Consider the following 20,520-nt stretch of genomic DNA (forward strand, 5'->3'; position numbering starts at 1 on the left):
AATTGTGGGAAAGCTCCGGATGGCACTTTCATTCGGGCTGGCTCTGGTGTCGTTCGGGGCGATTGTTTGGTGCACCATCGCAGCCAGGCCCGTGACCGGGTCCGACAGGCCCAAGAGCACCGTCGTGACCAACCCGTGGGCGGCCGCCGCCGCCCGCGCCGACCCGGCCGCCGGATGGGCCCGTACGGCGGCCACCGAGGTCTCGGTCGCCCGGGCCCGCGCGGCCGACCTCGACGCCGTCCCCGAGGGGCGGATCGACCCCCGGCAGCGCCAGGTCAGGATCACCGTCAGGCACCGCCTGGACCTGCGTCCCGACGACCCGCTGGCCGAGGCGCTGCGCCAGGGCGGCGGCTTCCCCGGCACGCTGCCGCAGGTGACCGACTCCGGGTTCGGCGCGCTCAAGGCGGACGGCCAGAGCCTGGCGCCCACCACCCGGCTCGCGCCGCTCATCGTCTCCTCGCCGGGGCACGTCACGGCCGAGTTCACGGTGACGCTGCTGCGCCAGGTCAGGGTCGACGGGCTGCTCCGGCTCGACTTCGCCTCGCCGACCGCGCTCCCGCTGATCGTCGTGGAGCGCGTGGTCACCGTGCTGCCCGGCGAGTGGACCGTGCTGCGCGTCGAGGGCATCCAGCCGGAACGGCAGGAGCGCGGCCTGCTGCGGTTCTCCGTCGGCGCCTACCCGGTGAGCCTGACGCTGGCCCCCGGCTCCTACGGCTTCCCCGACGTCGCCGAGGAGGACGACTTCTCCTGGGCCACCGCGCTCGGCGTGCTCACGGCGTGCGCGCTGGCGGTGTTCCTGGTGCGCTCGCTCGGCCGGCGGTGGTGGCAGCGGGTGCCCAACAGGGAGCTGGTCGTCGGCCTGGCCATCGCCGCGCCGGCCCTGCTCATCCCGCTGGTCGCCGCGGAGTGGTCGCCGGTCGGGTACGTGATCCTGTTCGTCGCCGTGCCGGTGATGGCCCTGCGGCACGCCGGACGGGTGCTGCCCACGAGCCCGCCGTGGACCGGCCGGGACCTGCTCACGGTGACCGGGCTCGGCCTGCTGGTCGGGATCGGCATGCTGAGCTGGTCGTGGCTGCACGGCCAGCTCCCCGGACGCGTGCTGCTGACCGGCGGAGCCGTCGCGGCCCTGGCGGCGGCGGGCGCGGCGGTCGGCTTCAGCGTGGACCTCGGGGTCAGGCCGGTGGTCGTCCGCCTGGCCGCGCTGTGGGCAGAGGCCGCGGTCGGGCTGCTGGCGCTGGCCCTGTGGCTGCGGGCGCTGCTGGACGGCGTGTACCCGCCCGACAGCGTCCGGCTGCTGCTGGCGCTGAGCTGGGCGATGATCCCCGTGGCGGCGGTGACCGTGGCGACCAGGCGGTGGAGCCGGAGCGCGGTGGTGGGTGCGGTCGTGGTGAGCCTGCTCGTGCAGGGCTGGCCCACGGAATGGCTGGACGCGGGGTCGTGGAGCCTGGCCGTGCCCCGCGCGGCCGTCCCGACGATCGGCAGCCTGCCGCTGGACCCGCTGGTCCGCGGGGTGCTCGGGCTGCTGCTGCTCGGGTTCGTGATGCTGGTGCTGCGGCTGTGGCGGCTGGGCTGCCGGGTGGCGGCCGTGCGCGACCCGGCCGCCGAGTCGACGATGGTCGTCGTGCTGATGGTGCTCTACATCACGCCCGGCGGCAGCACGACGCTGGCCGACATCGACGTGCCGCTGCCGCTGCTGGCGATCACCTCGCTCGTGGCCTGGCTGACCGCGCGCTGGCTGCTCGCCGGGCCGCCCGCGTCCGTCGTGGAGCCGGACACGCAGGAGGAGCACCGGCAGTTCGTCCGCGCGGCCCTGCACCGGCGCCTGCTGCTGCTCGCCGAGCAGGAGCTCTACCGCGCCGGACGGACCAGGCTGGCCGCGGACATGTCGATGGCCGAGTTCGACCAGCGGCGGCAGGCTCTGGAGTCGGCGCTGCGCGAGCACGGCCGCCATCCCGAGACCGCCTTCGCCACGGCGGCCGGCTGCACGCCCTGGCACAGCGGCGTGTCGGCGTTCACCGTCAGCCTGCTGCTGAGCCTGCCCTTCGCGCTGGTCTACGGCCGGCCGGAGGGCGCGGACCTGACCAGCTTCCTCTTCGACGGCCGCTACCTGCTCACCCTGCCCGCGTTCGGCTTCCTGTTCGGCTACTTCTACCCGTGCGTCCGGGGCACCCAGCCGATGACCAAGGCGCTGCACCTGGCCGTCGCGGCCCTGCTGACCAGCCTGGCCGGTTACCTGTCGACGCTGGTCGAGCCGGACATCGGCGCCCTCGACAAGGCGCAGGTCGTGGCCATCGTGGTGGGACAGGTGATGATGGTCTGCGTCGGGCTCGGGCTGTTCTGGGAGTGGCGGATCATGCACCTGGCCGGCGAGCCGTGGGCCAGGGTGCGCAACCTGCGCAGCGTGCGCAGCCTGGCCGCGCCGACCCTGGCCCTGGCGCTGGCCGTGGGCACGACGGCGGCCAGCTCGGCGGCCGGGCAGACGGTCGACCGCATCCTGAAGGGCGACCAGGTCACGACGGGCCAGCGGTGACGCTCAGCGGCGCGGCAGCTCGCTGCCCCTGACGTGCGCGCACTGCCAGTCGATCAGCGCGGCGAAGTCGCGCCAGGCCCGCTCGACGCGCCCGCGCACCTCGGCCGTGTGCACCCACGGCTCCGGCTCGTGGCGCACGCCCGCGAACAGGGACCTGTGGCGCAGCAGCTCGATGCGCGGATGGTCCTCCTCGAAGCCGCGCGGCCTGGTCTTCAGCCGGTCGCCGCCGATCGTGTAGCCGGCGTCGGCGAGCCGGGCGACGATCGACTCCAGCGGCTTGCCGGTGACATCCTCGTCCACGGCCGCGCGGTAGCGGGCGATCTGGTCGGAGGCCTGGGTGTAGCGGCCGCCGGCGACGTACAGGCCGGCGGCGCTGATCTCGACGTAGTAGCCGATGCCGGGCATCAGATCGACGAATGCGCCCTGATGGGTCTTGTACGGCGTCTTGTCCTTGGAGAAGCGCACGTCCCGGTAGGGCCGGAAGAGCTGGGCCGGGCCGAACTCGGCGGCCAGCTCGTCAGTGAGCTCCGTCATGGGCGCGCGGACCGCGTCCTCGTAGAGGTGCTTGTGGCGGGTGAAGTAGTGCTTGGAGTTGTCCGCCTCAAGGCCCTCGTAGAAGATGAACGCCTCGTCGGGGAAGCCGGTGAAAGCCATGGCCCAAGGGTGCCATGCCGCTCACCGTGCGGTGTACGTGCGGCCCGGCGTGGGCGGGCGGCCGTACAGTTCCGAGATCGTGACGAACGTGTAGCCCTTCTTGGCGAGGGTGTCGATCACCTTCGGCACGGCCTCGACCGTGGTGGGGTGGATGTCGTGCATGAGCACGATCGACCCGGCCTTGGCGGTGTCGGCCCGCCTGACCACGGCGGCGGGCTCGCGGTGCAGCCAGTCGAGGGTGTCGACGTCCCACAGGATCTGGGCCAGGCCCTCGCGGCGGGTCTCGGCGGCGACGGCGTCGTCGGTGCTGCCGTACGGCGGGCGCATCACCCGCATCTTGACCCCGGTCAGCCGGTGGACGAGCTCGTCGGTGTGCCCCAGCTCGTTGCGCACCCCCTCGCGGGACAGGCCGGTCAGCGACGGGTGGGACCAGGAATGGTTGCCGATCTCGTGGCCCTCGTCCACGATGCGACGGGTGATCCGGCCGCCGCTGTCGGCGGCCACCATCTCCCCCAGCACGAAGAACGTGGCCCTGACGTGGCGCTGGCGCAACAGGTCGAGCAGCTTGCCGGTGTAGGGCCCTGGACCGTCGTCGAAGGTCAGGGCCACACACTTGATCTTGCCGCAGTCGAACCGGCGGCTGCGCGGCCAGTCGGCCTGCTGCGCGATCAGCCGCTTGGCCAGGACCTCAGGACTGACCTGTGGCCGGATCATGGCGGAATGTCGGCGCGGCACCGGCTGGGCGGCGCAGCCCACGAGAACGATCAGGACGAATGGCAAAGCCCAAATGCGCATGTTTTCCCCCGAAACACCGCACGCGGGGGCCTTACGGATAGTCCTGGACCGGTCTCCCCCGTAGTTCCCTGGCCAGGTCGTCCCACCAGAGTGGGATATCCGCGTGCAGCTCCTTGTAGCGGCGCGCCACGCGCATGGCACATCCAACCGGATCCGTACCCAGATGACGACGTTTAACCAGACCTTCCTGCCAACGGTAAAAACCGTCCCTGTAGTGCACGACGAGACCTATCCAGACCGAGATGGTCGCTCCGTCCCCCACCTCGTACGCGCTGGTGACTCCCAGCCCGTGCAGCTCCGCCTGGAGTTTCTCCGCCGCCGCGCGGGCTTCGGTCACACGCCACCCCCTGCCGACGTTTCCGTACACAACAGATGTACCCAGCAACGGGCATCAGCCGTCCAAGACATGGAGTAATCATCAAACTCCGGGGAGTCACGCGCAGGCCGTTCGACGTTATTGGTCGGCTTCCGCCGTTGCGCGGCCGGGCCGCCCTTGTTACGTTTCGGCCGTGCGCCGTGAGCGGGCACAGTCGCTGAAGCACGTCGCGGTACCGTACGACTCCGATCGGGCCTTCCTCGACCTCGTCGTGCCGCGCGTGCGCACCGCGCTGGACGAAGACCGGCGCGTGCTGGTCGTCACCCGTCCCGACCGGCTGGCGCTGCTGGCGGAGGCCCTCGACGGCGACGCGCGGCGCATCGACAGCCGCCCGGCCGGCGCCTGGTACGGCCATCCCCACCGGATGCTGGCCGCCTACCACGAGTACACGCGCGGCCGGCCCACCCTGGTCGTCGGCGAGCCCGTCTGGACCGATCTCAGCGAGCCGCGGATCCAGGACCTCATCCGCTACGACTCGGTCGTCAACGCCGCCCTGGCCGCGGCCCCGTCCGTCATGTTGTGCCTGTACGACCTGCGCGACGTACCCGAGCCCGTCCGCGAGCTCACCCCGGTCGTCCATCCCCTGGTGCTGGGGGCGGGGGGTGAGGCGGCCAGCGGGCGGTTCGTGCAGCCCCACGAGCTGGTGCTCGACGGCGACGACGCGCCCTTCCCGGAGCCGGGCCCCGGGGCCTGCCTGGTGCGGTTCACGGCCCGCGAGCTCAAGCGCCTGCGCCAGACCGTCGGCGACTACGCCAGGACGGCCGGCATGGACCGCAACCTCATCTCCTCGCTGGTGCTCAGCGTCTCGGAGATCGCCGCGAACTGCGTCGAGCACGGCGCCGGGTTCGGCACGATCACGATGTGGGTGGAGGAGCGCGACCTCGTCTGCGAGATCGCCGATCCCGGCGGGGCGCTCGACGACCCCTTGCCGGGCTACATACCGCCGGAGCCCGAGTCCCCGCGGGGGTACGGGCTCTGGATCAGCCGGCAGCTCTGCGACCGGGTGCAGCTGCGCGACGAAGGCGGCCTGTTACGCGTCCGCCTTCGCCTGTCCCTGGACTCTCCCTAGGCGGCGGCGCGGGGGGCGGGAAGGCGCACGGCGCCCTCCTCCCGCGCGTAGTCCTCCAGCATGCCGCGGAGCTGGCGGCGGCCACGGTGCAGACGGGACATCACGGTGCCGATGGGCGTCCCCATGCGCTCGGCGATCTCCTTGTACGCGAACCCCTCGACGTCGGCCAGGTAGACGGCCACGCGGAAGTCCTCGGGCAGGGAGCGCAGGGCGTTCATCACGACGCTGTCGGGCAGCCGGTCGAGCGCCTCGGTCTCGGCCGAGCGCAGGCCCGTCGAGGTGTGGGACTCGGCGGCGTGCAGCTGCCAGTCCTCGATGTCCTCGGCGGCCGACAACTTCGGCGAGCGCTGCTTCTTGCGGTAGTCGTTGATGAAGTTGTTGGTGAGGATGCGGTGCAGCCACGCCTTGAGGTTGGTGCCCTCACGGAACTGGTGATAGGACGTGTACGCCTTGGCGACCGTCTCCTGCACCAGGTCCTCGGCATCGGCGGCGTTACGGGTCAGGCGCATGGCGGAAGCGAACAGCTGCGACGTCACGGGCACGACATCGCGCTCGAACCAGTCCTGACGCTGCTCATCGGTCATAGTGATCAATTCATTCCCCCTTGCGCTATCCCCCGTTCGGCACAAGCCGCCTGACAGCATTCCTCATCCTCGCAACTCCCAGGTAAGGGACGCGTTAGGAGAGTCCGCATAGGTCAGAAGGGGTTTGTCGTCCATCTGCTCGCGGCGTGCGTGGTCACGTCCACGGCCGGACAAGTCTCATTATCATAACACTACCCACCCAATTTCGTAGGAATAGTGGTCAGAGTCACAGGGGATAGCGTATGGACATGGAATCTGTGGACCGTCACGACACGGGGACACGTCGGTGGGTGGCGGAGGCCATCCGCAAGGTGGAGGCCGACGCCAACCGAAGTTGTGACACTCACCTGCACGTCTTTCCGCTTCCCTCGCACTGGGGCGTAAACCTCTACCTGAAAGACGAATCGGTGCACCCGACCGGTTCACTCAAGCACCGGCTCGCACGGTCCCTGTTCCTGTACGGCCTCGCCAACGGCTGGATCGGCCCGGCCACCACGATCGTGGAGGCGTCCAGCGGCTCGACCGCAGTCAGCGAGGCGTATTTCGCCCGGCTGCTCGGCCTGCCGTTCATCGCCGTCATGCCCGCGTCCACGTCGCCCGAGAAGTGCCACCTCATCGAGTTCTACGGCGGGAAATGTCACCTCGTCGCCGACCCCGGGGCGATCTATGACGAATCTCACCGGCTGGCCGCCGAGACCGGGGGCCACTTCATGGACCAGTTCACCTACGCCGAGCGCGCGACCGACTGGCGTGGCAACAACAACATCGCCGAGTCGATCTATTCCCAGATGTCCATGGAGCCGCACCCCGAGCCCGCCTGGATCGTCGTGGGCGCCGGCACCGGCGGCACGTCGTCCACGATCGGCCGCTACATCCGCTACCGCCGCCACCCCACCCGCCTGGCCGTGGTCGACCCGGAGGGCTCGGCGTTCTACCCGGGCTGGGTCTCCGGCGACCCTGCGGTGACGGCCTCGGGGTCGCGGATCGAGGGCATCGGGCGTCCCCGGGTGGAGCCGTCGTTCCTGCCCAGCGTGATCGACCGCATGATCGCCGTCCCCGACGCCCGCTCGATCGCCGCCATGCACTGGACCCGCGAGGTCACCGGCCTGGACGTCGGCGGCTCCACGGGGACGAACATGGCCGCGTGCGTCGAGCTAGTCAGGGAGATGCGCGAATCGGGCGTCCAGGGCAGCGTCGTCACCCTGATCTGCGACCGCGGCGACCGCTACAAGGGCACCTACGACAACCCGGAATGGCTGGCCGGCCAGGGGCTCGACCTCCAACCCCACCTGGCCGACCTGCGGACGTTCCTGCCGCGCTGAGCGCCGGAGCCTAGGCGGCCTTGGCGGGGTCGACCGAGAAGGTCTTGGCCAGGTCGTCCAGGATGGCGTGGGCGCCCTGGACGCCCACGGCGCTCATCCAGGTCAGGTCGCTGACCTCGTGCTTGTCCCCCTTGAGCCGGCCCCACAGCGGGTTGCCGACGAACTTCTCCTTGGGGCCGTCGCTGGCCGGGTCCGGGTAGGTGGCCACGAAGATGTGGTCGGCGTCGAGGTCGGCGATGCGCTCCTGGCTGACGTCCACGGCGATGGCGTCGTCCTTGGTCGGCTGGCCCTCGGGACGGGGGAAGCCGACGTCCTTCAGCACCACCCCGGAGTACGACTTCTCGACGTAGAGCCGGACGGTGGGCTCACCGGCGAAGCGCACGATCGAGACGGTCGGCAGCTTCCCGCCCGCCTTCTCCTTGATCGCGGCCCCGATCGTGGCCGCGCGCTGCTCGAACGCCTTGATCCGGGAGTCGGCCAGGTCCTCCTTGCCCAGGGCGCGGCCCATGAGGCGCAGGTTCTCCTTCCAGATGGCGCCGGTCGTCTCGCTGAATACCGTCGGCGCGATCTTGGACAGCTTGTCGTACAGGGCCTCGTGCCGGACCTTGGCCGAGACGATCAGGTCGGGCTTGAGCGCGGCGATCTTCTCCAGGCTGGGCTGTTCCAGGGTGCCGACCGGGGTCGCCTCCTTGCCGTACCGGGCGACGAGCGGGCCGAGGTAGTCGGGCAGCTTGGTGTCGATCGACCGGTAGGTGGTGTAGCCGATCACGGGGGTCTCCAGCGTGAGCACCGCGTCCACGAAGCTCTGGTCGAGCGCGACGACCCGCTTGGGCTGCCCGGAGATCTTGGTCGAGCCCATCGCGTGCTCGATCGTCCTGGCCGCCGGGTCGGCCGACGGCGTGGCCGCCGGCTCCGTCGAGCCGCACGCGGCCACCCCCGCCACCAGCAGCACACCGGCCAGCACCCGCCACGCTCTCATCGGAACCCTTTCTTGAAGTAAGGCGAACCTAAATTAGGTTAGCCCTGCCTAACCTGGCATACTTCACCACGATCGGGCAAACAAGGGGAGGAAACTGGTGACCGCGCTCGCGCCCCGCCTCCACGGCATCCGGCGCCGGCGGCTCGTCCTCCTGCTCCTCCTCCTCGCCGCCGTCGCGGCCGGGGTGGTGCTGAGCATCACGGTCGGCTCGAAGTCCGTACCGCCGGGCGACGCCTGGCAGGCTCTCACCGCGCCCACGGGCAGCGAGAACGACATCATCATCCGCTCGCTGCGCGTGCCGCGTACCGTGCTCGGGGTGCTGGCCGGGATCGCGCTCGGCGTCGCGGGCGCCCTCATGCAGGGCCACACGCGCAACCCGCTGGCCGACCCCGGCCTGCTGGGCGTCACGCAGGGCGCGGCGTTCGCCATGGTGGCCTCGATCATCCTGCTCGGCGCCTCCAGCCTGCTCGCCTACATCTGGTTCGGCCTGGCGGGCGCGCTGGTGGCCAGCGTGGCGGTGTTCGCGCTCGGCATGACGGGCGGCAGGGGCGGCCCCACCCCGGTCACGCTGGCCCTGGCCGGCACCGCGGTCAGCGCCCTGCTGTACGCCATGACCTCGGCCATCGTGCTCCTCGACGAGCAGGCCATGGACGTCTTCCGCTTCTGGCAGTCCGGCTCGATCGCCGCCAGGGGCCCGGACGTGGTCTGGCAGGTGCTCCCGTTCATCCTCGCCGGCCTGCTGCTCGCCCTGGTCAACGCCCCGGGCCTGAACGCCCTGTCGCTCGGTGAGGACGTCGCCCGCTCGCTCGGCCAGAACATCGCCCTGACCAGGACGGTCGGCGTCGCCGCCGTCACCCTGCTGTCGGGCGCGGCGGTGGCGGCCTGCGGCTCGCTGGCGTTCGTGGGCCTGATCGTGCCGCACCTGGCCCGGTCGCTGTCGGGCACCGACCACCGGTGGCTGCTGCCGTACTCGGGGCTGGTCGGAGCGGCGTTGCTGCTGGTCGCCGACGTGATCGGCCGCGTGGTCGCCCCTCCGGGCGAGCTGGAGGTCGGCGTGGTCCTCGCGCTGATCGGCGCGCCCTTCTTCGTCGCCCTGGTCCGCCGCAGAAAGCCGGTACGGCTATGACCGCGCTCCCCCTGCGCCTCGGCGCCCTGTCCTGGCGGCTGCGCCCGCGCGCCGTCGCCGTCGGCGTGACCGGCCTGGCGCTCCTGGTCGTGCTCATGGCGCTGAACATGCGCATCGGCGACCTCCCGATGAGCCTGGCGGAGGTGCTCCAGGGCACCTTCGACGTCAACAGCCCGGCCCACTTCGTCATCATGGAGCTGCGCCTGCCGCGCGCCCTGACCGGCGCCCTGGTCGGCGCCGCGCTCGCGCTGTCCGGCGCGATCATCCAGTCCATTGCCCGCAACCCGCTGGCCAGCCCCGAGATCCTCGGCGTCACGACCGGCGCCTCGGTCACCGTCGTGGCCGGCGTGGTGGCCAGCGGCAGCGTCTACGGCGGCACCAGCGGCCTGCTGGCCGACCTGGGCATCCCCGCGCTCGCCCTGCTCGGCGGCCTGCTCGGCGCGTCCGTCGTCTACGGCCTGGCCTGGCGGCGCGGCCTGGACGGCTACCGCCTGGTCCTGGTCGGCATCGGCGTGGCCGCCGTGTTCACGAACGTGAAGTTCTGGCTGCTGACCGTCGGCGACGTCAACGACACCGGTCAGGCCATGGTCTGGATCAGCGGCTCGCTCAACGGCCGCGGCTGGGAGCACGTCGTGCCCGTGGCGCTCGCGCTGGCGGTGCTCGTCCCGGCCACCCTGCTCGGCACCCGCTCGCTCGACGCGCTGCGCTTCGGCGACGACGTGGTCACCGCCCTCGGCGTGCGCGTGAACGCGGCCCGCGCCCTGCTGATCCTGGCCGCCGTGCTGCTGGCGGCGGTGGCCACCGCCTCGGCCGGGCCGATCGCGTTCGTGGCCCTGGCCGCGCCGCAGATCGCGCTCCGGCTGACCCGCTCGGCCCGGCCGCCGCTGCTGTGCTCGGCGGTCACCGGGGCCGTGCTCACCGCGGGCGCCGACCTGATCGCCCGGACCGTCTTCTCCCCGATCGAGCTGCCCGTCGGCATCGTCACGGCCGTGCTGGGCGCACCGTACCTGATCCACCTGATCTGGAGGGCACGCAAATGAGGCTGCAGGCCGCGGGCGTCAAGCTCGGCTACGGCGACCGGACCATCGTGGACGGCCTCGACCTGGGCGTCGAGGCGGGCACGGTGACCACCATCATCGGCCCGAACGGCTGCGGCAAGTCCACCCTGCTGCGCGCGCTCGGCCGCCTGCTCAAGCCCCAGGGCGGCCAGGTGCTGCTGGACGGCAAGCGCATCGACGCCATCCCCACCCGCGAGGTCGCCAAGATCCTCGGCGTGCTGCCGCAGGCGCCCTCGGCCCCCGAGGGGCTCACCGTGGCCGACCTGGTCGCCAGGGGCCGGCATCCGCACCAGACGTGGTACCGGCAGTGGTCCTCCGACGACGAGTCGGCCGTCGCCGCGGCGCTGACCATGACCGGCCTGGCCGACCTCGCCGAACGCCCGCTCGACGAGCTGTCGGGCGGCCAGCGGCAGCGGGCGTGGATCTCCATGGCCCTGGCCCAGGGCACCGACCTGCTGCTGCTCGACGAGCCCACCACGTTCCTCGACCTGGCCCACCAGGTGGAGGTGCTGGAGCTCGTCCGGCACCTGCACGAGCAGGCCGGCCGCACGGTCGTCATGGTCCTGCACGACCTCAACCTGGCCGCGCGCTACGCCGACCGGCTGGTGGCCATGCGCGCCGGCAAGGTCGTGGCCGCCGGCGCCCCGCACGAGGTGCTGACCGAGGAGCTGCTGCGCGAGGTGTTCGAGCTGGACGCGAAGGTCATCGAGGATCCGGTCGCGGGGACCCCTCTCGTGGTGCCGATCGGGCCGCTCGCAGCCGCGCGAGGCTGACCCGGCGCATCGGCGACAGCGCCACGCCCGCCGCGATGGCCAGCCAGCTCACCCCGGCGAAGGCCATCAGCGCGTACGCGTTCCGCACCGCCGACTCGAACACCCCCGTGACCAGCGAGGCGATCGGGATGGAGAAGAACGCGATCATCCTGGCCGTGCCGAGCACCCGTCCGAGCAGGTGGTCGGGGACGAGCAGCTGGCGGACGGTCATGCTCGCCACGATCGAGGTCCCGGCGGCCGCGAACTGCCCCATCCAGGCCAGCCCAATCAGCACCGGCCCCCTGGCCGGGATCATGGCCAGCATCGACAGGCCCCCGGCCACGATGGCCCAGCAGATCAGCGGGCCCGGTTGGCACCTGGACACCAGCCTGCCGCCCAGCACCGCCCCGAGCACCGCGCCCGCCCCCTGGAAGGCGTAGACGACGCCGATCTCCCCGGGCGTGAACCCGTGGTACGAGCTGAGGTAGTACACCAGCCCCGCCAGCAGCAGCCAGACGCCGAAGTTGCAGGCCGCGGCGGACAGGGCGGTGGTGAGCACCACCCGGTCGCCGCCGGTCAGGAAGCGCAGGCCCTCGCGCATGTCGGCGACCACCGACCACCCCCGCACCGCCGCCGCGGCCGCGGGCGCGGTCCTGATCAGCGAGATCAGCAGCGCCGACAGCAGGAACGTGCCCGCGTCGGCGTAGACGGCCACCTGGTAGCCGAAGTTCACCACCAGCGCGCCGCCGATCACCGGCCCGGCCATGTTGACCGCGTGCTCGCCGATGTGCAGCCGGGCGTTGGCCTGCGGCAGCCGCGCCACCTCCACCAGCGAGGGCACGATCGACCGGAACGCCGGCTGGTAGAGCGGGTCCACGCAGGCCAGCAGGAACGCCACCACGTAGATCGGCCACAACCGGGACACACCGGCCGTGACCAGGACGGCGAGCACGACGGTGACGGCCCCCGATGCCAGGTCGCCCAGCACCAGCACCCGCCGCCGGTCGAACCGGTCGGCGATCACCCCGCCGAACATCCCCAGCAGCAGGTACGGCAGGTACTCGGTCACGTAGACCAGCCCCGTGCCGAGCGCCGACCCGGTCAGGTCGTAGACGAGCAGCGGCAGGGCCAGCCGGTAGATCCAGGTGCCGAGCGAGGAGGCGAGGAAGGCTCCCAGGAGGAGCCAGTACCGGCCGCCCATCCCCTCACCCCTCGGCCAGCGCCCGCCCGACGTCCGGATCGCCGGGGGCCAGCTCGGCGGCTCTGAGCAGGTCCTGTCTGGCCTCCTTCGCCCGTCCCAGCTCCCGGTGGACCATCGCCCGGTTGAACAGCAGCTCGGCCGTCTCCGTCAGCTTCAGCGCGCGGGTCAGGTCGGACAGCGCGCCGTCGGGGTCGCCGCGTTCGAAGGCGAGCACGGCCCGGCTCCCCCACGCGGCGGCCAGGTCGGGATCGATCTCCAGCGCGGCGTCGAAGGCCGCGTACGCCTCCGGGTGGCGGCCCTGGGCCGTCTCCACCTGGCCGAGCACGCAGAGCAGGTGGGCGTCGCGCGGCCGGAGCGCGAGGCCGCGCTCCACGTCCCGCCTGGCCTGCTCGTACTCGCCGTGGAGGGCGAGCAGGCCGCACCTGTTCACGTACGCGGGCGCGAAGTCGGGGTCGAGCTCCAGCGTGCGGTCGAGGTCGGCGCGGGCGCCGTCCAGGTCGCCGGCCGCGAACCGCAGCTCCGAGCGGTTGTAGTACGCCTCCGGGAAGGGCGGGCTGAGCCGCATGACGGCCTCGTAGTCGGCCAGGGCCTCCTCCGGTCTGCCCAGCTTGTTCAGCAGGTTGCCCCGGTCGAGGTAGTAGTCCGGATAGCCGGGATCGGCGTCGATCGCCGCCGTGTAGTCGGCCAGCGCCTCCTCGTACCGGCCTGCCCCGGCCAGCAGCTGCGCCCTGTTGGCGCGCAGCACGAGCCGGTGGACCGGGTGCTCGTCCGCCAGGTGCTCGTCGGCCAGGGCGATGGCCTGCTCGACCAGCCGCAGCGCGGCGTCCGGACGGCCGGCGCGCAGCTCCACCAGGGCCTTGCCGTTGAGGTCGAAGCCGAGGTGGAAGGCGCGTTCGCGGGGGTCGGGCAGCAACGACGTGATCGTGACGGCCTCGTTGATCCACGCCATCGCCTCGCCGGGGTCGCGGCGGGCGGGGTCGTGGTGGCGTACCAGGATCATCGCGGTGGCGTAGGCGATGGTGGCCCGGTGCTTGGGGTCGGTGCTGAGGCGCCTGGCCCGGTCGTAGAGCTCGCGGGCCTCCTCCTCGCGCTCCACCGCCTCCAGGGCCGCGGCGACGCGCTGCACGAGGGTCCGCCACCCTTCGGGGTCGTCCTCGTACGCCATGCCGCGCAGCGCCTCCGTGCCCGACTCCACCATCGCGTGATGGAAGCCCTCGTCGCGGTAGCGGTCGAAGTCGGCGCACAGCGGGCCCTCGCCGGGCGACGACGGGCCCTCCTCGACGCGCAGCAGCCCCGGGTCGAGCCGGCGGCGCAGCACCTCGACCAGCTCGCGGTCGGTGTGGTCGGCCTCGTCCAGGTTCGACACGACGAGCGTGAGCGGCCCGGTGACGGCCAGCAGCTCGCGGACGAACTCGGCCAGCCCGTTGGCGATCCTGAGGCTGCGCCGCGCCCCCGGGATGAGGATGCGCTGCCCCCTCGGCAGGTCGTCGGCCAGCGAGCGCCTGCGCACCGGCACGAGCGGCCGCAGGCGGGGCGCCGCGACCCGGAGCTCCACGTCGTATGCGGCGACCAGGTCGGGCCGCCGGTCGAGCGCCTCGGGGACCAGAAGGTCGAGCAGCGCGGCGGCCAGCGTGTACGGCCCGGCTGCCCGGCGGTCGGCGTCCAGGGCGATCGTCCTCACGACCGCCCCTTTCCCAGCGGTCGGCGTTCCCGCGTGGAAACGCCGACCCAGAGACAGGTCAAATGCCGTGTCGCGGCGAGGCGAGCGTGGAGGGCCTGACAGTCCCGGGACGATGGACGACGATCTTCTTCATGGGCATCCCTTACGTGATCGCGGATAACCCGAACATGTCAGCACAAAGCTAACTAGCGACTCAAGACTTTTCTGGTAAGGGCCATTTCGGCATGAATTAGGACATGACCGATAAACGGGGTTAGTCGCCCAGGATCGCGTCCACGAAGACATCCGGGTCGAAAGGCGCCAGATCGTCGGGCCCCTCGCCGAGCCCCACGAGCTTGACCGGCACGCCCAGCTCGCGCTGCACGGAGATCACGATGCCGCCCTTGGCGGTGCCGTCGAGCTTGGTGAGCGCGATGCCGGTGATGTTGACCACCTCGGCGAACACCTGGGCCTGGCGCATGCCGTTCTGGCCGGTGGTGGCGTCGAGGACGAGCAGCACCTCGTCGACCGTGGCCTTCTTCTCGATGACCCGCTTGACCTTGCCCAGCTCATCCATCAGGCCGGTCTTGGTGTGCAGGCGGCCCGCGGTGTCGACGATGACGACGTCGACCTTGTCCTCGATGCCCTTGGCCGTGGCGTCGAAGGCCACCGAGGCCGGGTCGCCGCCCTCCGGCCCGCGCACGGTCTCGGCGCCGACCCGCTCGCCCCACGTCTGGAGCTGGTCGGCCGCCGCCGCGCGGAAGGTGTCGGCCGCGCCGAGCACGACCGTCTTGCCGTCGCCGATGAGCGAGCGGGCGAGCTTGCCGGTGGTGGTGGTCTTGCCCGTGCCGTTGACGCCCACGACCAGCACCACGGCGGGCCGCTCGCCGTGCTTCTGCACGTGCAGGCTGCGGTCGAGGTCGGGATTGACCTGGGCGAGAAGCTGCTCGCGCAGCAGGCCCCTGACCTCGGCGGGCGTGCGGCTGCCCAGCACCTTGACCTTGGTGCGCAGTTCCTCGACCATCGCGCGGGTCGGGGCGACGCCCACGTCGGCGGTGATCAGGCTCTCCTCGATCTCGTCCCAGACGTCGTCGTCGAGCCGGTCGCGGGACAGCAGCTCCAGCAGGCCGCGGCCGAGCGCGCTCTGCGAACGCGCCAGACGCGAGCGCAGCCGCACCATCCGCCCAGCGGACGGCGGCGGCACCTCGACCTCGGGGGCGATGACCATCGGCTCGGCCGGCTGGACCGGCGGCGGCACCGTGGTGACCGCGCCGTCGGCCTCCTCGACCGGGCCGGCGGGCCGCTTCTCCTCCTCGGGAAGCGGCGGCGCCTCCGGCGGCGGCACGGGCGGCGCCGCCTTGCCACCCGGCCTGAACAGCAGGAAGAGGCCGCCGGCCGCCAGCAGGGCGACGACGGCCACGATCACTATGACGCCGAGGTAACCATCCACAAGATGTCAGTTTTCCAGATCGACCGGCATGGTCATGCCCAAGGCACACGGATGATGACAGGCCGGATCAGGCGGATTCGCGCTCCCGCAGGCGCTGGCTGACCACCTGCGTCACGCCGTCGCCGCGCATCGACACGCCGTAGAGGGCGTCGGCGATCTCCATCGTGCGCTTGTTGTGGGTGATGACGATGAGCTGGGAACTCTGCCGCAACTCCTCGAACAGGGTCAGCAGCCGCTGGGTGTTGGTGTCGTCGAGGGCGGCCTCGACCTCGTCCATCACGTAGAAGGGCGAGGGCCGCGCCTTGAAGATGGAGATCAGGAACGCCACCGCGGTCAGCGAGCGCTCGCCGCCCGACAGCAGGGACAGCCGCTTGACCTTCTTGCCCGGCGGCCTGGCCTCGACCTCGATGCCCGTGGTGAGCATGTCGGTGGGGTCGGTGAGCACGAGCCGCCCGTCGCCGCCGGGGAAGACCCGGGTGAAGATCTGCTCGAACTCGCGGGCGACGTCCTCGTAGGCCGAGGCGAACATCAGCTCGACGCGGTCGTCGACCTCCTTGACCACGGTCAGCAGGTCGCGCCGGGTCTTCTTGAGGTCTTCCAGCTGCGAGGTCAGGAAGGCGTGGCGCTCCTCCAGCGCGGCGAACTCCTCCAGCGCCAGCGGGTTGACCTTGCCGAGCTGGGTCATCTGCCGCTCGGCGGCCCTGGCCCGCTTCTCCTGCTCCTCCCGGACGTACGGAACCGGCGGGTCGCCCGGGACGGGCGCGTCGGGGCCGTACTCGGAGACCAGCGCCTCGACCTCGACGCCGAACTCCTCCATCGCCCGCTCCTGGAGCTGCTCCAGCCGCAGGCGCTGCTCGGTGCGGGCCACCTCGCTCCCGTGGACCCGGTTGACCAGCTTGTCGAGCTCCTGGCCCAGCTCACGCACGCGCACGCGGACCTGCTTCAGCTCGGCGTCGACGGCGACGCGGGCGAGGTCGGCGTCGTCGCGCTCGCGGGAGGCGAGCTGGATCGACGAGGCGAGCGCCCCGAGCACCTGCCTGGCGCCCTTGCTGACCGCCTCGGCCAGCACGGCCTGCCGCCTGCGCCTGGCCCGCTGAGCGGCGGCCTGGGCGCGTTCCTGGCGCTCGCGCTGGGCCGCCCGCAGCAGGCCGTCGGCGCGGCCCTCGATGCCCTTGACGCGCTCCTCGGCGGTGCGCACCTGCAGCCGGGTGTCCATCTCGCGCTGCCGGGCCGTCTCGCACGTGGCGGCCAGGTCGTCGCGCAGGTCGGTGGTGGGCTCGGTCTCCAGCTCCTGGGCGTATTCGGCCTCGGCCAGCCGGATCTCCAGCTCGGCCAGCTCCTCCAGCCCCTCGGTGCGGGAGTCCTGGGCCGCGGTGACGCTGCGGGCCAGGCGTTCGGCCTCGGCGTGCGCGGCGTGCGCGGCGGCCTCCAGCTGGGCCAGCCGCCTGGCCGCCGCCGCGTTGCGCTGGTCGGCCTCCCGCTGGCGGGCCCTGACCTGGTCGAGGACGCCCTGCGCGGCGCTCACCCCGGCCTGGGCCGCGGTCACCGCGCTCTGGGCCTCGTTGACGTGCGCCTGGGCCGCCTCGACGGCCGTCTGGGCCGCCTGCTCGGCCTCGATCGCCTGGTCGAGCGCCTCGGCCGTCGCCTCCGCCGTGGCCTCGGCCACCCGCAGGTCGTGCACGGCCTCGTCGAGCGCCGCCCGCACCTGCAGGACGGAGGTGCCGCCGGCCGACCCGCCACCGGCCAGATGAGCCCCGAGCACGTCGCCGCCCTCGGTCACCACCCGCAGCTCGGGACGCCGCCCCACCAGCTCGCGGGCCGCTTCGAGGTCGGCGACCACGACGACCTTCGCCAGGACGTGGTCGAGCGCCGGCCGCAGCTCGTCGGGCACGGTGACCAGATCGGCGGCCCACCGCCCGCCGTCCGGCGGGGCGGGCCGGGATCGCGCAACCTGGGAGTGGTGCGCGGTGTCCGAAACTCCGGTCTCGGCCACCAGCAGCGTGACCTGCCCCGCGTCGGTGCTGCGCAGCAGGCCCAGCGCCTCGACGGCGGTGTCGAGCGTCTTGACCGCGACCGACTCGGCGACCGGGCCGAGCACGGCGGCGACGGCCAGCTCAGCGCCCGGCGTGACCTGCATCGAGGCGGCCAGCGGGCCCAGCACCCCGGCCAGGTCGGCGTCGAGCAGCGCGGCGCCGCCGTCGCCCTTGGCCAGGCCCAGCTCCAGGGCGTCGCGGCGGGCCCGCAGCGCGGCCACCGAGCGCTGGGCCTCCTGGTCGGCGGCGCGGGCCGTGGTGACCCCCGCCTTGGCGGCCTGGACGGCGGCCCGCGGCGCGCCGAGCCCGGCCTTGGCCTCGTCGGCGGCCACGCGTGCCGCGTCGGCGGCGGCCCTGGCCTCCTCGACGGCGGCCTGCGCGGTGGCCAGCTCCTCGGCCAGCGCCGGATCGGCCGCCGGCTCCTCGGCCCGCTCGTTCTCCAGGTCGGCCAGGGCCTGCCGTTCGCGCTCGGCGGCGTCGGCCACGGCCTTCTCCAGCCGGCCGATCTCCTCCTCGGCCGCGCGCGCCCTGCTGCGCACGGAGTCGACCTGGCCGCGCAGCCTGGCCAGACCCTCGCGGCGGTCGGCGGCGGCACGGGCGGCCATCGCCAGGCGCCGCTCCTCCGCGCCCAGCTCGGCCTCGGCCGCGGCCCGCCGCTCGACGGACTCCGCCAGCAGCTCCTGGGCGTGTTCGAGCTCGGCCCGCAGGATCTGCTCCTGCTCGCGCGCCTCGCCCGCCTCGCGTTCGAGGTCTTCGGGGTCGCGGCCGCGGCGTTCGATGGCGGCGGCGTCGAGGGCGTGGCGGTGGCGTTCGGCGGCGAGCTGCTCCAGGCCGGTGATGCGCTCGCGCAGGGAGGAGAGCCTGAAGAAGGTCTCCTGGGCGGCGCTCAGCCGGGGCTGGGTCTCGGCCTCGGCGGCCTCCAGGGCGGCCTCGCGCTGCTGGCCCTCGGCCAGCTCGGCCTCGACCTGGTTGCGCCGGGCGGTGACGGCGGCCTCGTCGGCGGCCTCGCGTTCGAGCGTGGCGCGCAGGATGCACAGGTCGTCGGCGAGCAGCCGCAGCCGGGCGTCGCGCAGGTCGGCCTGGATGACGGCGGCCTTGCGGGCGATCTCCGCCTGGCGGCCGAGCGGCTTGAGCTGGCGGCGCAGCTCGGTGGCGAGGTCCTGCACCCGGGTGAGGTTGGCCTGCATGGAGTCGAGCTTGCGCAGCGCCTTTTCCTTGCGCTTGCGGTGCTTGAGCACGCCCGCGGCCTCTTCGATGAAGGCCCGGCGGTCTTCGGGCCCGGCGTGCAGCACGGCGTCGAGCTGGCCCTGGCCGACGATGACGTGCATCTCGCGGCCGATGCCCGAGTCGGACAGCAGCTCCTGGATGTCGAGCAGGCGGCAGGTGTCGCCGTTGATGGCGTATTCGCTCTGCCCCGACCGGAACATCAGCCGGCTGATCGTGACCTCGGTGTAGTCGATCGGCAGCGCGCCGTCGGAGTTGTCGATGGTCAGCGTCACCTCGGCCCGGCCCAGGGGCGGCCTGGAGGAGGTGCCGGCGAAGATGACGTCCTCCATCTTGCCGCCGCGCAGCGACTTGGCGCTGTGCTCGCCCATGACCCAGGCCAGGGCGTCGACGACGTTGGACTTGCCCGAGCCGTTGGGGCCGACGACGCACGTGATGCCGGGTTCGAGGCGAAGGGCGGTCGCGGAGGCGAAGGACTTGAAGCCGCGCAGGGTGAGGCTCTTCAGGTACAAACGCCGACCCTCCTCCCCGGCCTCGGCTGAACGGGCTTCGGAAAAGCCTACTGGTCTCGGCCGCCGCTCGTGGGCATGTCGATGACCAGCGCTTTTTCACCAGGGAAAATAACAAGGGACGCCTCTTCGAGACGTCCCTGGGTCTTGCGCTCCGATCACTCTCAGGTGAGTGCCGGCTCGCGCTCCTGCAAGCGACTGAGCGCTTCGTCGCGGGTTTGCGCCGCAAGAGCGTCATTCGTGGCCTGAAGTCGGATGAGTTCTGCCTCCAGATCCCGGATACGCTGCTGCAAGCGGCGCATCTCCGAGACCATCCGAGGGTCAGGACCGCCGACGTGGCCGAGTAGAGCCTTCGCCATGGTAAAGGGTCCTCCACGCTGAGTGACCAGACTGGTTCGCGCACTTCTATTCCGCGGGAGGGGTGCGCGTGGTACTTAACAAGAGTCGCACCGGCAGTGTGGGCGGTCAAGTCGATCCAACCGCAACGCCCTACTGATAGGCACTCCCGACATACAACTATACCCTATTTGGGCCGTTTAGCAAAAGCGACTACCGCTCTACAAAACCGCCCAAACTACCTCGGGGTTCACTCCATCGTTCCACTACTCCATCGACCCTTCCCGGCGTGTCGCAACCTCTGAGCAGCTCCAACAGCTTGACGCACGCCTCCCGCGGGCCCTCGGCGACGACCTCGACCCGGCCGTCGTCGGTGTTCCGCGCCCAGCCGGTCAGGCCGAGCTCCAACGCCCTCGCGCGCGTCCACCACCGGAAGCCCACCCCCTGGACCCTCCCCCGCACCCAGGCGGTTACTCGGACGTTTTCCGAACCTTTGTCGCCATTACTCTTCGTATCCGTCATGCCGCCACCGTCTCATGCCGCCGTACGACTTCCATGGCCAACTCGTTGAAGGCGAGGATCGAGGCCGTACGTCCGGCGCGCAGCCAGGCCAGGCCCAGGATCGACGGAGGCAGGCCGTCGACCGGCACGAACGCGATGTCGGGACGGCGATGGTGGTCGGCGCTCGGCTTGCAGAAGAGCATGCCGCCGCGGTTCAGCGCGACCTGCGTCAGGCCCTCCTGGGTGGTGGCCACCGAGCCGGCCCGCGCGATCGCCGCCACGATCAGGGCGATCAACGCCGCCGGCACCTCGATCCTGCTCGTCGAGCAGAACGTCGCCACGGCCCTGTCGCTGGCCTCCC

The 20,520-nt window shown here is 72.0% G+C and carries 17 protein-coding genes and 1 pseudogene; 6 read left to right on the plus strand and 12 right to left on the minus strand.

The window, feature by feature from the left end; all coding sequences use genetic code 11:
- Nucleotides 1-91: 91 nt before the first annotated feature.
- Entirely contained in the window at nt 92-2,530 is a 2,439-nt protein-coding gene (locus ACWCSD_RS11540) for a hypothetical protein (RefSeq protein ID WP_449914208.1), read from the plus strand.
- 3 nt (nt 2,531-2,533) lie between these two features.
- Here ACWCSD_RS11540 and ACWCSD_RS11545 read toward each other — a convergent pair whose 3' ends face one another.
- From ACWCSD_RS11545 to ACWCSD_RS11555, 3 genes are all read right to left on the minus strand, one after another.
- The gene (locus ACWCSD_RS11545) at nt 2,534-3,184 is read right to left on the minus strand and encodes a DUF2461 domain-containing protein (protein WP_397164648.1); all 651 of its coding nucleotides are present in this window, start codon (nt 3,182-3,184) and stop codon (nt 2,534-2,536) included.
- 21 nt (nt 3,185-3,205) lie between these two features.
- Nucleotides 3,206-3,898, minus strand: coding sequence for a polysaccharide deacetylase family protein (locus ACWCSD_RS11550; protein WP_397164646.1), 693 nt, complete (start codon nt 3,896-3,898; stop codon nt 3,206-3,208).
- 112 nt (nt 3,899-4,010) lie between these two features.
- Nucleotides 4,011-4,316, minus strand: a complete 306-nt coding sequence (locus ACWCSD_RS11555; RefSeq protein ID WP_397164644.1) for a hypothetical protein — start codon at nt 4,314-4,316, stop codon at nt 4,011-4,013.
- 172 nt (nt 4,317-4,488) lie between these two features.
- Here ACWCSD_RS11555 and ACWCSD_RS11560 point away from each other — a divergent pair, with 172 nt between their 5' ends.
- Entirely contained in the window at nt 4,489-5,424 is a 936-nt protein-coding gene (locus ACWCSD_RS11560; protein ID WP_397164643.1) for an anti-sigma factor RsbA family regulatory protein, read from the plus strand.
- Here the strand turns inward: ACWCSD_RS11560 and ACWCSD_RS11565 are convergent.
- Nucleotides 5,421-6,008: a sigma-70 family RNA polymerase sigma factor gene (locus ACWCSD_RS11565; protein WP_352324845.1), complete on the minus strand. Its 588-nt coding sequence runs from the start codon at nt 6,006-6,008 to the stop codon at nt 5,421-5,423. The two genes, ACWCSD_RS11560 and ACWCSD_RS11565, sit on opposite strands and share 4 nt — an antisense overlap.
- A gap of 248 nt (nt 6,009-6,256) precedes the next feature.
- Between ACWCSD_RS11565 and ACWCSD_RS11570 the strand changes: the two genes are divergently transcribed.
- Nucleotides 6,257-7,330, plus strand: coding sequence for a PLP-dependent cysteine synthase family protein (locus ACWCSD_RS11570; protein WP_449914213.1), 1,074 nt, complete (start codon nt 6,257-6,259; stop codon nt 7,328-7,330).
- A 10-nt stretch (nt 7,331-7,340) separates the two neighbouring features.
- Here the strand turns inward: ACWCSD_RS11570 and ACWCSD_RS11575 are convergent, their stop codons facing one another.
- Nucleotides 7,341-8,309 (minus strand): ABC transporter substrate-binding protein, encoded by a 969-nt coding sequence (locus ACWCSD_RS11575; protein ID WP_397164641.1) that lies wholly within the window; start codon nt 8,307-8,309, stop codon nt 7,341-7,343.
- Nucleotides 8,310-8,406: 97 nt separating this feature from the next.
- Between ACWCSD_RS11575 and ACWCSD_RS11580 the strand changes: the two genes are divergently transcribed.
- Genes ACWCSD_RS11580 through ACWCSD_RS11590 form a run of 3 tightly spaced genes read left to right on the plus strand, consistent with a single transcriptional unit; the run spans nt 8,407 to nt 11,266 of the window.
- A complete protein-coding gene (locus ACWCSD_RS11580; RefSeq protein WP_358288477.1) occupies nt 8,407-9,435 on the plus strand; it encodes a FecCD family ABC transporter permease in 1,029 nt (342 codons plus the stop codon).
- Nucleotides 9,432-10,475, plus strand: coding sequence for a FecCD family ABC transporter permease (locus ACWCSD_RS11585; RefSeq protein WP_397164640.1), 1,044 nt, complete (start codon nt 9,432-9,434; stop codon nt 10,473-10,475). The genes ACWCSD_RS11580 and ACWCSD_RS11585 overlap by 4 nt, the downstream gene beginning before the upstream one ends.
- A complete protein-coding gene (locus ACWCSD_RS11590) occupies nt 10,472-11,266 on the plus strand; it encodes an ABC transporter ATP-binding protein (RefSeq protein WP_358288482.1) in 795 nt (264 codons plus the stop codon). Before ACWCSD_RS11585 ends, ACWCSD_RS11590 begins: the two co-directional genes overlap by 4 nt.
- Here ACWCSD_RS11590 and ACWCSD_RS11595 read toward each other — a convergent pair.
- From ACWCSD_RS11595 to ACWCSD_RS11625, 7 genes and pseudogenes are all read right to left on the minus strand, one after another.
- Nucleotides 11,196-12,446 carry an MFS transporter gene (locus ACWCSD_RS11595; protein ID WP_397164638.1) on the minus strand — a complete coding sequence of 417 codons (1,251 nt, stop codon included), beginning with the start codon at nt 12,444-12,446 and terminating at the stop codon, nt 11,196-11,198. The genes ACWCSD_RS11590 and ACWCSD_RS11595 overlap by 71 nt on opposite strands.
- 4 nt (nt 12,447-12,450) lie before the next feature.
- A complete protein-coding gene (locus tag ACWCSD_RS11600; protein WP_449914217.1) occupies nt 12,451-14,127 on the minus strand; it encodes a tetratricopeptide repeat protein in 1,677 nt (558 codons plus the stop codon).
- A gap of 253 nt (nt 14,128-14,380) precedes the next feature.
- On the minus strand, nt 14,381-15,556 hold the full coding sequence (gene ftsY, locus ACWCSD_RS11605) for a signal recognition particle-docking protein FtsY (RefSeq protein WP_358288490.1): 1,176 nt from the start codon (nt 15,554-15,556) through the stop codon (nt 14,381-14,383).
- 67 nt (nt 15,557-15,623) lie between these two features.
- The gene (smc, locus tag ACWCSD_RS11610) at nt 15,624-19,325 is read right to left on the minus strand and encodes a chromosome segregation protein SMC (protein WP_397164634.1); all 3,702 of its coding nucleotides are present in this window, start codon (nt 19,323-19,325) and stop codon (nt 15,624-15,626) included.
- A 161-nt stretch (nt 19,326-19,486) separates the two neighbouring features.
- Nucleotides 19,487-19,681, minus strand: a complete 195-nt coding sequence (locus ACWCSD_RS11615; protein ID WP_026214481.1) for a hypothetical protein — start codon at nt 19,679-19,681, stop codon at nt 19,487-19,489.
- Between the two features lie 190 nt (nt 19,682-19,871).
- Nucleotides 19,872-20,180 (minus strand): acylphosphatase, encoded by a 309-nt coding sequence (locus ACWCSD_RS11620; RefSeq protein WP_449914221.1) that lies wholly within the window; start codon nt 20,178-20,180, stop codon nt 19,872-19,874.
- Nucleotides 20,177-20,520 (minus strand): annotated as a pseudogene (locus tag ACWCSD_RS11625) (hypothetical protein); the annotation flags it as partial. The gene ACWCSD_RS11620 and the pseudogene ACWCSD_RS11625, both read right to left, overlap by 4 nt.

This window comes from Nonomuraea sp. NPDC001684, assembly GCF_053596515.1.